The sequence below is a fragment of the Paenilisteria portnoyi genome, from assembly GCF_014322795.1.
Taxonomy (GTDB): Bacteria; Bacillota; Bacilli; order Lactobacillales; family Listeriaceae; genus Listeria_A; species Listeria_A portnoyi.
The window spans coordinates 166,552-180,916 of sequence record NZ_JAASTT010000001.1 but is presented as its reverse complement, the minus strand read 5'-3'; the positions used below and the strand labels follow the sequence as shown (position 1 = coordinate 180,916).

The window sequence follows — 14,365 nt, the reverse complement described above, 5'->3', positions numbered from 1 at the left end:
TTCGCTAATTGTTCCATCATTCACATACGTATAATAGAGCAGGACTTTCCTTGTAAAACCCTTTCATTCCGAACTATATGTTTAAAAAAATAAAAACAGCATCTTAAATTTAATTATTTGCCGAACGATGGGGTCTCGTGGTAACATATAGAAAAGGCAGCTAATACATAATAGAGCGGATGAAAATAGACAGAGAGACTGCGAATTTTGCAGCGCCGACGGGGAAAGCATGGGAATGTGAAACTCTCAGGCAAAAGGATGTTTATGGGACGCAACTCTGGAGGCATTATTCCTTATTTTGGAGTACGACAGAGACTTATTTTAACGAGTAAGTCCTTTTAGTATGCAAAAAAAGAGGAGGATTCACATGACAGAATTAAAGAAAACGCCTATTTTTCCGTTATATGAAAAGTACGGTGCGAAGACAATTGATTTCGGTGGATGGGATTTACCAGTACAGTTTTCGGGAATAAAGGCCGAGCACGAGGCTGTAAGAACAGCTGCTGGGCTATTTGACGTGTCGCATATGGGGGAAGTTGCGGTGCAGGGACCTGAAAGTTTGGCATTTTTACAAAAAGTATTGTCTAATGATATTTCTAAATTGAAAATTGGCAAAGCTCAATATAATATTATGTGTTACGAAACCGGTGGTGTAGTGGATGACTTGGTCGTTTATATGAAAGCGGATGACGATTATCTACTGGTTGTAAACGCATCAAACACAGAAAAAGACTTTGAATGGTTGGCAAAACATGCGTCAGAAGGCGTTAAGGTGACTAATGTTTCCGCAGATTATGGACAGCTAGCTTTGCAGGGGCCTAACGCTCAGACAATATTAGCGACTTTAACGGATGCAGATTTAGCGGCACTTAAATTCTTTGGTTTTGTTGACAATGTGGATGTAGCAGGTGTTCCAGCGCTTATATCAAGATCAGGCTATACAGGGGAAGATGGTTTTGAAATTTATACAAAAGCCTCAGATACACCGCAAGTTTGGGAAGCGATTTTAGACAAAGGTGTACTGCCAATTGGCCTAGGAGCGCGTGATACCTTGCGCTTTGAAGCGAACTTAGCCCTATATGGTCAGGAGCTTACGCAAGATATTTCGCCACTTGAGGCTGGTGTAGGCTTTGCAGTGAAATTACAAAAAGAGCCAGATTTCATTGGTAAACAAGCATTGATAGCGCAAAAAGAAGCCGGTTTATCACGTAAATCTGTTGGTATCGAGCTAATTGATCGCGGGATTCCAAGACATGATTACAAGGTCTTTGCTGGTGATAAAGAGATTGGAATCGTAACAAGTGGTACGCAATCTCCAACGCTTGGTAAGAACCTAGGTTTAGCGTTGGTTGACATTGATTACACAGCGCTTGATACCGAAGTGGAAGTCGAAGTTCGCAACAAGAAATTGAAGGCAAAAGTAGTGCCGACCCCATTCTATAAACGCGCGAAATAATGAGGAGGATGTAATATGATGGCGAAACATCGTTTTTTACCAATGACAGAGCAAGATGAAAAGGATATGTTAGATACAATTGGAGTTTCTTCTATTGATGAACTGTTTACGGATATTCCTGAATCCATTCGTTTTAACCGAGAATATAATTTAAAACCAGCGAAATCTGAGCCAGCTCTTTTGAAAGAACTCGCTAAGTTGGCTAGTAAAAATGCGGATTCGGTTGAGTATGCCTCGTTTTTAGGAGCTGGTGTTTACAATCACTACATTCCGACTGTGGTAGATAGTGTGATTTCTCGTTCTGAATTTTATACAGCTTATACGCCTTACCAACCCGAAATTTCACAAGGGGAGTTGCAAGCCATTTTCGAATTTCAAACGATGATTGCAGAAATTACTGGTATGGATTTAGCGAATTCTTCCATGTACGATGGCGGAACATCCCTTGCGGAAGCTGCAATGCTAGCAAGTGCTCACACAAAACGCAAAAAAATCTTGATTTCAAAAGCGGTACACCCGGAATCACGTAATGTTGTGAAAACGTATGCGATAGGGCAGCATATCGAGGTTATCGAGATCGATGAAAAGGACGGCGCAACAGATTTGGCAGCTTTAGAAGCGCAAATAGACGATACAGTAGCAGCCGTTATTGTGCAGTACCCTAATTTTTATGGTCAAATAGAGGCGTTGCAAGAAATTGAGCCGTTAGCACATGACAATAAGGCGTTATTCGTGGTTTCGAGTAATCCATTAGCGCTTGGAGCATTGACGCCACCTGGTAAATTCGGTGCGGATATCGTTGTTGGTGACTCTCAAGTATTCGGAATTTCGGAAGCATTTGGTGGCCCGCATTGTGGTTATTTTGCTGTTACCTCAAAATTAACCCGTAAAGTTCCAGGGCGTCTTGTTGGCGAGACCGTGGATGAGAACGGGAAACGAGGATATGTGTTGACATTGCAAGCGCGTGAACAGCATATTCGTCGTGACAAAGCAACATCCAATATTTGTTCCAATCAGGCTCTGAATGCACTAGCTTCCTCGGTTGCAATGAGTGCGCTTGGCAAACAAGGGATTACTGAAATGGCGAAACAAAACATCGATAAGTCTCATTTTGCAAAGAAAACCTTCCAAGAAAAAGGGTTTCATGTTATTTCTGGCGATGCGTTTTTCAATGAATTTGTAGTGAAATTATCGAAACCAGTGAAAGAAGTCAATTTAGAATTGCTAGATCAAGGCTTTATTGGTGGCTATGATTTGGGGAATTACGAAGAGAAATACGCGAACCACATGCTTGTAGCTGTGACAGAAATGCGTACAAAAGAAGAAATTGAGTCGTTTGTAACAAGTTTGGAGGGTGCAAAATGAATAATAGCGAAACAATGCCGTTAGTATTTGAGCGGTCGGTTCCTGGTCGTATTGGATATAGTTTGCCAGAGCGCGATGTGCCAGAAGTACACTTGCAGAGTTTATTCGGGGCTGCGTATGTGCGAGAGACACCTCCTGCTTTGCCAGAATTGAGTGAGCTGGAGTTAATGCGTCATTATACAACGCTTTCTAACCATAATTTCGGCGTTGATTCGGGCTTTTATCCGCTCGGGTCTTGTACAATGAAATATAATCCGAAAATTAATGAAAAAGTTGCACGTTTCCCAGGTTTCGCGAATATTCATCCATATCAACCGGAGGAATCTGTACAGGGCGCTATGGAGATGCTTTACGATCTTCAAGAAAGTCTTGTTGAAATCACTGGCATGGACGAAGTAACATTGCAACCTGCTGCCGGTGCGCACGGGGAGTGGACTGCATTAATGCTAATCCGCGCTTTCCATGAGGCAAATGGAGATCATCATCGTACAAAAGTGATCATTCCGGATTCCGCACATGGTACGAATCCTGCATCTGCATCTGTCGCTGGCTTTGATATTATTACCGTGAAATCAAATGAAAAAGGACTTGTCGACATTGAGGATCTAAAAAGTGTGGTCGGTGATGATACAGCAGCATTGATGCTTACAAACCCAAACACACTGGGTCTTTTTGAAGCAGATATTGTAGAAATGGCTGATATCGTGCATAAAGCTGGTGGGAAACTGTATTATGATGGTGCGAATTTGAACGCAATCATGGCAAAAGTTCGTCCTGGTGACATGGGCTTTGATGCTGTGCATTTGAATTTGCATAAAACATTCACGGGACCTCATGGCGGTGGCGGACCCGGATCAGGCCCAATCGGTGTGAAGAAGGACTTAATTCCATTTTTACCGACACCCGTTTTAACAAAAAAAGAGGATAAATATACATTTGATTACAATTATCCACAATCGATTGGACGTGTAAAACCTTATTATGGTAACTTCGGTATCAATGTTCGCGCTTACACGTATATCCGCACAATGGGGCCGGATGGTCTGAAAAAAGTAACGGAATATGCTGTGTTGAATGCAAACTACATGATGCGCCGCTTAGAAGGAGCGTACGATTTACCGTTTGACCAAATTTGTAAACATGAATTTGTGCTTTCCGGAAAACGCCAAAAGCAATTAGGCGTCCGTACATTGGATATCGCTAAGCGTCTGTTGGATCATAATTTCCATCCACCGACTGTTTATTTTCCGCTAATCGTGGAAGAAGCTATCATGATTGAGCCAACAGAAACCGAGTCAAAAGAGACTTTGGATGGCTTTATCGATGTCATGCTTAAAATTGCGAAAGAGGCAGAGGATAACCCTGAAATTGTACAAGAAGCACCCTATAACACCTATGTAAAACGCTTGGATGAAACGCGTGCGGCTCGTAAACCAGTCTTGCGCTACCAAGAAAAAGTAGAAGATGAAGTAACGACATGAAAAGAGGCCGTGTTCCCCAGTTAAATCGGGAAACACGGCCTCTTTTTTAGTCTTCTTCCGTAATTACAACACCAAGCGCTCTCGCAAAACTAAGCGCTTGCTCAGATGTTACGCGACAACCACGCAATTTATCAAGTGAGACAGTTATACCGTCAAAGTGATTGACACTTAAATCTATACTTTCCATCAAAACATTAGAAAAATTAGCCTCGTTTAGCTTGCAATTAATAATTTCTGAATGCTTCAACTCACTCTCATAAAAATCCGCATTTATAAGCGAACAATCATGCCATTCTACATGCTTGAATTTCGAAAAACCGAGTGAACTCATCGTCAGTAGGCAGTTTTGGAATAAGGTATTATGTATCAAAGAATCTGAGAGGTCAGCGCCTGTTAGCTTACAATCAATGAACTGGCAGCGGTGAATAACAGCAGAATTAAAAGCAACATTTGAAAGGTTACACTTCTCGAAAATGACATCGGTAAGTTCAATATTCGGAAATTCGAGTGTCACGAAGTTCACGTTTCGCAGGATAACTTGATCGAGCACGATTCGTTCCATTGGATCAAAATCAAAGTCACGATCTTCTATCAATACTTCACGAAGGTAGACTTCTTCAGAAAGCCAATTTGAATCTAGCGGTTCCAGATGCGCAGGTATTTTCGGTGTTTGCATTTTTTTCGACATAATAAAACCTCCTAGAAAAAGCCACTAAGCAATCGACGCGCTCAGTGGCTGTATGCTTATTTTGATTTTGTTTTTCCTGTCCATTTTTTGTAGCCGCCTTTTAGTTGGAACAAGTTTCTGTAGCCGGCTTTGTAAAGCATGATAGCTGCGCGGTTGCTTCGTTGTGCGCTTTGGCAATACAAGTAGACTGGTAAATCTTGACGAATTTCTGCTTTCCGAGCTTTCATTTGGGACATCGGGATGTTTCTTGCTCCTAAAATGTGCCCAGCATCAAATTCTTTTGGCTCACGCACATCAATTAATTGCGCTTTCCGGTAGTCTTTTTTGAATTCTTCCTCGGTTAAAATGGTTAATGCTTTCTTGCGCATCGTATATTGATACACTTCATAGCCTAGCAAAACGACCAAAATGGCAATTGCTAAGACCCAACTCCAGTCAATGTTCAAGCTGATATACCCCTTTCGTTTCTTTATCTCCACTTACCATTATAACTTATTTTTTCTTTCCATCAATGACTTTCAAAGAAGTTTTTCGTTTTTTTGTTTGCGGGTTGTTTTTTGCGCGTAGTTTCTGGGATTGTTTAACCGCTGCTTGGTATTTATCATCTTTTTTCGGTCTATTTCCTAGAAAGCGGAAGAGTAGCCAAATAATGAGAATTAGGATGATGGATACGACGAGGCTGCTAATAATACTTTTAAATCCTACGAAAAAGATACCAATCACGGCTAAAATCGCTAAAATATAAAACCAAATAGGGAATTTGCGCATTTTTTCACCTCATTCTAGTAATTCTAGGTTTTCAGGTAGTGCTTCTTCCTGTTTGCTTTTTTCGACGCGATGCAACTCGTTGAACGATGCGATGGCTACTTCGACTTGATCATCTTGGGGTTCTTTTGTTGTTAAAAGTTGCAACCATAAACCTGGTACGCCGAGATATTTCAAAATCGGGATGTTGCGACACTTATTCGTTAGTTGTAAGACTTCAAATGCTACGCCGAGCACGACTGGGATGAGCAGAATCCGGTTGACAACACGAACCCAGAGTGGATCTGTTGGCACGAGCATATAGATAAACATACCAACTATAACGGTAAATAAAATGAAGCTAGAACCACAACGATAGTGAAGTCGCGATCTGCTTTGGACATTTTCGACGGTAAGCTCTAAATCGGACTCATAGCAATTAATGACCTTATGTTCTGCGCCGTGATATTGGAACACGCGCTTGATGATGGGCGTTTGCGAGACGGCGAATATATAGCCGAGCAGGAGAAGTAATTTGAATAGCGTCTCTAGCATAATTTGCCCCATATCACCTGACACGACTGGTCTGAAAAGATTCGCTATAAAAACCGGAATGAGTGTCATGACAAATTTTGCGAAGATGAAGGAAAGGACGCCGACAACTGCCACGCCTAGCCACATCGCAAGTTTGGACTCTTTTGTTTCGATTTTCTTATTTTCTGCTTCGTCAAGCGGGTCCTCATCATAACGATCGGTTGCGAAAGTCAGATGCTTAGAGCCGATTGCGCTTGATTCGATTAAAGCTACGATGCCTCGAATAAAAGGAATTCGCTTCAATGCTTGCACCCAGCCAGGTGGGTTTTTCGTTAAATAGAAGTATTCAATGGTGCCATCTTTTCGTCGGATGGCAGTGACAGTCTCTCTGCGGCCCCCAAACATGACGCCTTCGACCACGGCTTGACCGCCATATATTCCTTTTATCTGTTCACTCAAAATCGTTCACCAGCCTTATTTAGTATACATCTGTTATTCTACGCTAATTTGCTTGATTCGTATAGTTATAACGCATAAAAAAAGTTATTTTGCGCAGTTTGTGATAGAATAGCTGTATTCGAGCGAAAAAATAGTTACATAACGAAACATTTAGGAGGAATTAGAATGACTAAATTAGCAAAGATTCAAGCGGCCTTAGAGGATAGAAATATGGAAGCTGTTCTCGTGACAAGCGATTATAACCGTCACTACGTTGCGGATTTCACAGGAACGACTGGTATGGCTCTTATTACGCCAAGTAAAGCCTTTTTTGTGACGGACTTCCGTTATACGGAACAAGCGGCTAAGCAAGCAGCGGACTTTGAAATTCGCCAAAATAAAGGTCCGATTTTGGAAACTGTACAAGCGATTATCGCAGAATTGGGGATTCAAACGCTTTATTTTGAAGAAGCTTTTGTAACCGTCGCTGAGCATAAATCAATGCAAAGCTTTTTCTCGGCAAAATTAGAACCGTTTAGCGACTTATTGGAGGATATGCGCAAAGTCAAAACAGCCTCAGAACTTTCTGCGATTAAAACGGCTTGCGAAATTGCAGACGCAGCATTCACGCATATTTTGACATTTATCAAACCTGGTTTGACGGAGTTAGAAGTATCAAATGAACTAGAATTTTTCATGCGTAGAAACGGGGCATCTGGTTCTTCCTTTGATACGATCGTTGCATCTGGACTTCGCTCGGCCTTACCGCACGGTGTGGCATCGGACAAAATCATTGAAGTAGGCGACTTTGTGACGATGGATTATGGTTGCTATTATAACGGTTATTGCTCTGACATGACACGCACGATTGCTATTGGCGAACCTAGCGCTAAGCTAAAAGAAATCTATGCGGTGACTTTAGAAGCGCAACTTAAAGTTATTGACGCCCTAAAACCAGGGATGACTGGCATTGAGGCGGATGCTATTGCCCGCGATCATATTGCCTCAAAAGGATACGACGAGGCATTTGGACATTCATTAGGTCACGGCATCGGTTTAGAAATTCACGAAGGACCAAACCTTTCGATGAAGAGTCCAAATATCCTTGTGGCAGGAAATGTTGTCACGGATGAGCCAGGCATTTATTTACCAGGCGTTGGCGGCGTGCGGATTGAAGATGATATTTTGATTACGGAAACAGGAAATGAAGTTTTAACACACTCGTCGAAAGAACTAATTATTTTATAGAATTGTATAATGGCGCGTTTTGTGGTTAAATAAGTAAGGATGAAACCAACTTAAAAGTAGGAGGATACAAAGATGATTTCAGTAAACGATTTTAAAACAGGTTTAACGATTGAAGTAGATAACGGCATCTGGCGCGTGCTAGATTTCCAGCATGTAAAACCAGGGAAGGGCGCTGCGTTCGTTCGTTCAAAATTACGTAACTTACGTACTGGCGCTATTCAAGAAAAAACGTTCCGTGGTGGCGAGAAAGTAGCTAAAGCACAAATCGATAACAATAAAATGCAATATCTGTATGCAAGTGGCGATCAGCACATCTTCATGAACACAGAAACATACGATCAAATCGAGCTTCCAGAAAAACAAATCGAGTATGAATTGAAATTTTTGCGTGAAAACATGGAAGTTCAAATCATGATGTACCAAGGAGAAACGCTTGGAGTAGACTTGCCAAACACGGTGGAGTTAAAAGTAGTTGCAACAGACCCAGGAATAAAAGGCGATACATCTTCCGGTGGTTCAAAACCTGCAACACTTGAAACGGGCCTTGTTGTCAACGTTCCTTTCTTCGTCAATGTGGATGATACTCTTGTTGTCAACACGACAGAAGGCGGATCATACGTTTCACGTGCACAATAATTGAAAAAATAGTCTGTCTTGGCCTACTTTTACGGTTCTCCGTGAGCAGAATAGGACAAGGCTATTTTTTTTGCAAAAAAACGGCGTTAAGCTACGAGTTTCTATGGAAAGTATGGTACAATAATTAGGATGCGTGACGAATGCATTTGAACTTATATATATTTTATAGATGAATTTTGAGGAGTGTTATAAATAATGTTATCAATTAACGAGATTAAGCAACTTGTGAAATTAGTAGATGAGTCTTCATTGACTGAGTTCGAATACGAGACCGAACAAGGCAAGATTAAAATGAAAAAAGGTGGCGAACATACAGGGGCACCAGTTGTTTCCACACCAACAGTACAAGCAGTTCTTCCAGCGCCACAAGTAGAAGCAGAAGTAGCTAGCGCAACACCAACCGCACCAGCAGAAGACTTCCATGTTATCACATCACCAATGGTTGGAACTTTTTACAGCTCTCCAAATCCAGAAAGCCCAGCATTTGTAGAAGTTGGCGCTATGGTTCATGAGAAGACCGTTGTGGCGATTATTGAAGCGATGAAATTACTAAATGATGTCGATGCAGATGTGAACGGTGAAATTGTCGAAGTACTTGCTTCTAACGGTGAACTAGTCGAATTCGGTCAGCCATTATTCAAAGTTAGAAAGAAATAAGGGGTAATAATCATGATAAAAAAAATATTGATAGCGAACCGTGGAGAAATCGCTGTTCGTATCATCCGCGCTGCAAAAGAGATGAATATTGAAACGGTTGCCATTTATTCAGAAGCAGATGCTGAGAGCCTACATATCCAATTGGCAGATGAAGCATACTGTGTCGGACCTGCACCTTCGAAAGAAAGCTATCTTAACATGTCGAATATTATTAGCGTTGCCGTATTGACGAATTGTGACGCGATTCATCCAGGTTATGGCTTTTTAGCGGAAAACGCTGATTTTGCAGAGCTCTGTCAAGACTGCAATATTATTTTCATCGGTCCAAGTGCCGACGCAATTTCGCAAATGGGAACAAAAGATGTCGCCCGTGAAACAATGAAAAAAGCAGGAGTCCCAGTCGTTCCAGGTTCTACAGGAATCATTCAAGATGTAGAAGAAGCGAAGAAATTAGCGAAAAAAATCGGCTATCCTGTCATTATCAAAGCAACAGCTGGTGGTGGCGGTAAAGGAATTCGTGTCGCTGAAGACGAAGAAAAACTCGTTTCTGGCTTGCAAACGACGCAGCAAGAAGCCGAAGCCGCATTTGGCGATTCAGGCGTGTATATTGAGAAATTCATTCAAGATTTCCGTCACGTTGAAATCCAAGTCATGGCGGACAATTATGGTAATGCCATTCATTTAGGTGAGCGCGACTGCTCTATTCAACGTCGCCTTCAAAAACTAATTGAAGAAGCACCATCCCCAGCCTTAGACGAAAAAATGCGTCAGAAAATGGGGAAAGCAGCTGTAAAAGCAGCGAAAGCCGTAAAATATTCTGGCGCTGGAACCATCGAATTTATTTATGAACCACACGAAAAAACATTTTATTTCATGGAAATGAATACGCGTGTACAGGTGGAACATCCCGTGACAGAGTGGATTACTGGTATTGACATCGTGAAACAACAAATTCTCGTTGCATCTGGTGAACGCTTGACCATCAAACAAGAAGACGTAAAATTAACTGGTTGGGCAATCGAATGTCGTATTAATGCAGAAAATCCAGAAAAGAATTTCATGCCAGCACCAGGAGAAATCAAGTTTTACCTGCCACCAGGTGGTAATGGGGTTCGTGTCGATTCGGCTGCATATCCGAACTACAAAATCCCCCCATATTATGATTCCATGGTAGCGAAAGTGATTTGTTACGGTGAAACGCGTGATGAAGCGATCGCTAAAATGAAACGAGCGTTAGGTGAATTTGCCGTCGAAGGAATTCCAACAACGATTCCGTTCCATTTACGCGTGTTAGACCACGAAGTCTTTATTTCAGGGGACTTCAATACGAAATTCCTTGAAAAGTATGATGTAATGAATCAATCGTGAGGAGAGATAATCATGGCATTAACAAAAAATAAAAACGAGGAAACACTTGGGAAAATCGAAATAGCACCAGAAGTTATTGGCGTTATTGCAGGGCTTGCTGCGGCAGAAGTTGAAAATGTGGCTGGTATGCAAGGTTCGTTTACTAACGAAATGCGCGAACGTCTTGGTGGTGCAGTAAACCATAGTAAAGGTGTAAAAATTGATTTAACCGAAGCTGGTATTGTGATTGATGTTTATTGCTATATTCAATTTGGCGCAACCATTCCACTTTTAGCGCAGAACATTCAAGATAGTATTCGTGAAACTATTCTAAATATGACCGGTCTAGAAGTCGTTGAAGTGAATATCCATATTGTTGGTGTCCAATTCGAACGACAAGAAACGATGTCATTTGATGAATTAGAAATTTAATAAGTAAGGCGGAACCTTACTGAACTAAGGAGTAGAGCTTTTAATGAAAAGACGAGAAGCACGAGAAAAGGCTCTTCAAATATTGTTTCAAATGGAACTTAATGAGATGCATTTGGATCAAGCGATAGCCAACGTGATGGAAGAGCAAAGCGATGCCTATGTTGATAAGTTAGTAGAAGGTGTCGTTGCCAATAAGACAGCAATTGACGAGCTGATCGCAGGTAATTTGGACAATTGGAGTATGGATCGATTGAATAAAGTCGACCTTGCCATCCTACGAGTGAGTGTATTTGAAATGGTTTATTGTGAAGATATACCCGACAGAGTAAGCTTAAACGAATCACTCGAAATCGCCAAAATTTTCAGTGATGAGAAGTCAAGTAAGTTTATCAATGGTGTTTTAGCTAATATCGCGAAAGACGACGATATAGATTAAATATTTTTACGCAGTGTCATTTTTAATTTACAAAAGTTTCGACGAATGAGTAATGTTACCTGTTTCGGGGCACTTTTTGGGCCTCGGAATTATCAGGTTTCAGATAAAAATTAAGGGGGCTTTTTTGATGGGACAAATTATTGATGGTAAACAACTGGCGAAAAAGATTCAAGAGAACGTAACAAATGAGGTGGCTGAACTCGCAAAACAAAATTTACAACCAGGACTTGCGGTTGTGCTTGTTGGCGATAATCAGGCGAGCCGTACATATGTAAGAAATAAGCAGAAGCGCACAGAAGAAGCAGGTATGAAATCCGTTTTAATCGAGTTACCAGAAGACATTTCAGAAGCTAAATTGTTAGAGACCGTAGAAGACTTAAATAATGACGTGACAATTCATGGTATTTTAGTACAGTTACCGCTTCCAAAGCATATTTCTGAGGACAAAGTGATTGACACGATTATTCCTGAAAAAGATGTCGATGGCTTCCATCCAATGAATGTTGGGAACCTTTATGTTGGGAAAGAAGCGTTTGTCCCTTGTACACCAGCTGGAATCATTGAGCTGATTAAATCAACTGGGGTTTCTATTGAAGGCAAACAAGCAGTCGTTATTGGACGCAGTAATATTGTCGGAAAACCAGTTGCTCAACTATTATTGCAAGAGAATGCGACGGTAACAATTGCACACAGCCGCACGAAAGACTTACCAGCCGTTGCACGTACGGCAGATATTTTAGTAGTTGCCACTGGACTCGCTAAGTTCATTAAAAAAGATGCGATTAAGCCCGGTGCTGTAGTCATTGATGTTGGTATGGATCGTGATGAGAATAATAAATTGTGTGGCGATGTAGACTTTGATGATGTCAAAGATACTGCAGGCTACATCACACCGGTTCCTGGTGGTGTAGGTCCTATGACGATTACAATGCTACTTGCAAACACGCTAAAAGCAGCAAAACGTATTTGGGATACACAATTACAAACGAAATAAAGTAGGATTTATTGAAACTAGGTTGCGTACTAACGAGACCTGCATAGAGAAGCTGGGACAAACTCAATATAAAGCAAAAGCGCCCTCCCATTTTTTCGGGTAGGACGAAAAATTTTGCTTTATACAAATCGAGCGAAAGCGTTTGTATTCAGGGGATTTGGTGGAATAGAGGAGGGAAGGCAGACTCACTGCGTTCCTCTGCATATTGAGGTTCTAATTCGCTTCGCTTCAAAGAACCACAACAAAAGCAGGGAGAGGGTAGTTTCCTCGACCATGCAAGAAGTTAAGCGTAGCAAGTATTGCGTAGCCGAACCATAGAGATGTACCGCGTCCTTATTCTAAATATCCTGAAGGAACGCCTATTCGCGATCCTCATAGGCATATTGGGGCTGTAACTCATTTCATTTCGAACAGCCCCAACAATGCGAACGCTTGTCGCCGATTTATCTGGGTTATGTCCCAGACCCTTTACACAAATCGAGCGAATTGGAGTGTGAGCGCTTGTCGCCGGTTCACATGGAGTATATGCCAGATTTATAAATTTTTTTATTGTTAGGTTGTGTGGTGATGGAGCAAGACAAATACCTCAGTGTTGAGGCACTAACTAAATATATTGAGAAGAAATTTGAAGTCGATCCTTATTTGAAAAATGTCTATGTAAAAGGTGAAATTTCGAATTTTAAACAGCCTGTCAGCGGTCATATGTATTTTACGCTGAAAGATGAAGGTGCTGAGCTTCGTTGCGTTATGTTCCAAAAATCGGCTGCTAAACTTGGTTTTAAACCGGAGGATGGCATGCAAATTATGTTGACTGGTCGCGTGAGTGTCTTTAGTAAAGGCGGGCGCTATCAACTGTACGCAGAATGGATGGAGCCTGATGGGGTTGGTAGCCTCTACATTAAGCTAGAGCAATTAAAGAAACAATTGGATAAGGAGGGGCTTTTTGCGCAAAATCGCAAACAGGCGCTTCCTTCTTTTCCTGCAAAAGTGGGAATCATTACGTCGAAAACCGGCGCCGCAATTCGAGATATGATCACGACGATGAAACGACGCATGCCTTCGACCGAAATTTTGCTATTTCCAACGATTGTGCAAGGGGATACGGCTGCTCCCAATATTGTTCGGAATATTGAACGAGCTAATTTTCGGAATGATATTGATGTCTTAATTATTGGTCGTGGTGGCGGTTCTATTGAGGATTTATGGGCTTTTAACGAGGAAATTGTTGTACGTGCTGTGGCTGATTCTGGTATTCCAATTATTTCTGCGGTGGGGCATGAGACAGATACAACATTGACGGATTATGTAGCAGATGTTCGAGCAGCAACGCCAACAGCTGCTGCAGAATTGGCCGTTCCGGATTATCGAGATTTATTAGAGCGCATAGCAGAGCGTCGTTTTCGTCTGATCCAGGCAATGAAACAGCGAGTAGATGTTTCTAAACAACATGTATCTAGGCAACAAGAACGTTTATTTGTGCATGGACCAAAGCGCCAAATAGAGCAATATCAGGAACGTACAGATTATTTTATCGAACGTCTAGCGCGCGGATTAAAGCAACACCTTATCATGAATCAACATGCGTTTGAACGGCTATCCTTTCGCTTGTCGCACACTGGATTAGATCGTGAAATAGCGCAACAAAAGCAGATGTTGGCGAATGCTAGCAAAGACTTGAATCAACAAATGAGTCATCTTGTCACAACGAAGCGGCGAGATTTCTTGCAAAAAATAGAAGCCCTAGAACATTTGAGCCCACTTGGTTTGCTGCAGCGAGGTTATAGCGTTGTTTATAAGGAGAATGAAATCCTATCATCGAGCACGAATCTGGAAGTTGGCGATGAAATTAAAGTGACAATGGCAGATGGAAAAATTCGGGCAAAAATCACAGAAAAGGAGGGAAACTAAT

At 41.6% G+C, this 14,365-nt stretch carries 15 protein-coding genes and 1 riboswitch; of the genes, 11 read left to right on the top strand and 4 right to left on the bottom strand.

The window, feature by feature from the left end:
- Positions 1-179 precede the first annotated feature (179 nt).
- A riboswitch (glycine riboswitch) is annotated at positions 180-272 on the top strand.
- 95 nt (positions 273-367) lie between these two features.
- Genes gcvT through gcvPB form a run of 3 tightly spaced genes read left to right on the top strand, consistent with a single transcriptional unit; the run spans position 368 to position 4,302 of the window.
- Complete coding sequence (gene gcvT / locus HCJ66_RS00875; protein ID WP_187131444.1) at positions 368-1,456, top strand: glycine cleavage system aminomethyltransferase GcvT; 1,089 nt, start codon at positions 368-370, stop codon at positions 1,454-1,456.
- 18 nt (positions 1,457-1,474) lie between these two features.
- Entirely contained in the window at positions 1,475-2,821 is a 1,347-nt protein-coding gene (gcvPA, locus tag HCJ66_RS00870; protein ID WP_187131555.1) for an aminomethyl-transferring glycine dehydrogenase subunit GcvPA, read from the top strand.
- Entirely contained in the window at positions 2,818-4,302 is a 1,485-nt protein-coding gene (gene gcvPB, locus HCJ66_RS00865; RefSeq protein ID WP_187131443.1) for an aminomethyl-transferring glycine dehydrogenase subunit GcvPB, read from the top strand. Before gcvPA ends, gcvPB begins: the two co-directional genes overlap by 4 nt.
- 46 nt (positions 4,303-4,348) lie before the next feature.
- Here the strand turns inward: gcvPB and HCJ66_RS00860 are convergent, their stop codons facing one another.
- Genes HCJ66_RS00860 through HCJ66_RS00845 form a run of 4 tightly spaced genes read right to left on the bottom strand, consistent with a single transcriptional unit; the run spans position 4,349 to position 6,673 of the window.
- Entirely contained in the window at positions 4,349-4,990 is a 642-nt protein-coding gene (locus HCJ66_RS00860) for a pentapeptide repeat-containing protein (protein ID WP_187131442.1), read from the bottom strand.
- Positions 4,991-5,046: 56 nt separating this feature from the next.
- The gene (locus tag HCJ66_RS00855) at positions 5,047-5,430 is read right to left on the bottom strand and encodes a rhodanese-like domain-containing protein (protein WP_343068941.1); all 384 of its coding nucleotides are present in this window, start codon (positions 5,428-5,430) and stop codon (positions 5,047-5,049) included.
- Between the two features lie 52 nt (positions 5,431-5,482).
- Complete coding sequence (locus HCJ66_RS00850; protein ID WP_187131441.1) at positions 5,483-5,758, bottom strand: hypothetical protein; 276 nt, start codon at positions 5,756-5,758, stop codon at positions 5,483-5,485.
- 9 nt (positions 5,759-5,767) lie between these two features.
- A complete protein-coding gene (locus HCJ66_RS00845; RefSeq protein WP_425489589.1) occupies positions 5,768-6,673 on the bottom strand; it encodes a DUF1385 domain-containing protein in 906 nt (301 codons plus the stop codon).
- Between the two features lie 219 nt (positions 6,674-6,892).
- Here HCJ66_RS00845 and HCJ66_RS00840 point away from each other — a divergent pair, with 219 nt between their 5' ends.
- The 8 genes from HCJ66_RS00840 to xseA all read left to right on the top strand — a co-directional run bounded on the left by HCJ66_RS00840 (position 6,893) and on the right by xseA (position 14,364).
- Complete coding sequence (locus HCJ66_RS00840; RefSeq protein WP_187131439.1) at positions 6,893-7,954, top strand: M24 family metallopeptidase; 1,062 nt, start codon at positions 6,893-6,895, stop codon at positions 7,952-7,954.
- Between the two features lie 72 nt (positions 7,955-8,026).
- On the top strand, positions 8,027-8,590 hold the full coding sequence (gene efp / locus HCJ66_RS00835; protein ID WP_181675590.1) for an elongation factor P: 564 nt from the start codon (positions 8,027-8,029) through the stop codon (positions 8,588-8,590).
- Between the two features lie 195 nt (positions 8,591-8,785).
- Complete coding sequence (accB, locus tag HCJ66_RS00830; protein ID WP_187131438.1) at positions 8,786-9,247, top strand: acetyl-CoA carboxylase biotin carboxyl carrier protein; 462 nt, start codon at positions 8,786-8,788, stop codon at positions 9,245-9,247.
- Positions 9,248-9,259: 12 nt separating this feature from the next.
- Complete coding sequence (gene accC, locus HCJ66_RS00825) at positions 9,260-10,615, top strand: acetyl-CoA carboxylase biotin carboxylase subunit (protein ID WP_181675588.1); 1,356 nt, start codon at positions 9,260-9,262, stop codon at positions 10,613-10,615.
- Positions 10,616-10,627: 12 nt separating this feature from the next.
- Positions 10,628-11,026 carry an Asp23/Gls24 family envelope stress response protein gene (locus HCJ66_RS00820; RefSeq protein WP_036093979.1) on the top strand — a complete coding sequence of 133 codons (399 nt, stop codon included), beginning with the start codon at positions 10,628-10,630 and terminating at the stop codon, positions 11,024-11,026.
- A gap of 43 nt (positions 11,027-11,069) precedes the next feature.
- Positions 11,070-11,462, top strand: a complete 393-nt coding sequence (gene nusB, locus HCJ66_RS00815; protein WP_187131437.1) for a transcription antitermination factor NusB — start codon at positions 11,070-11,072, stop codon at positions 11,460-11,462.
- A gap of 127 nt (positions 11,463-11,589) precedes the next feature.
- Positions 11,590-12,456, top strand: coding sequence for a bifunctional methylenetetrahydrofolate dehydrogenase/methenyltetrahydrofolate cyclohydrolase FolD (gene folD / locus HCJ66_RS00810; RefSeq protein WP_187131436.1), 867 nt, complete (start codon positions 11,590-11,592; stop codon positions 12,454-12,456).
- Positions 12,457-13,023: 567 nt separating this feature from the next.
- Positions 13,024-14,364: an exodeoxyribonuclease VII large subunit gene (gene xseA, locus HCJ66_RS00805; RefSeq protein WP_187131435.1), complete on the top strand. Its 1,341-nt coding sequence runs from the start codon at positions 13,024-13,026 to the stop codon at positions 14,362-14,364.
- Position 14,365: the final 1 nt, after the last annotated feature.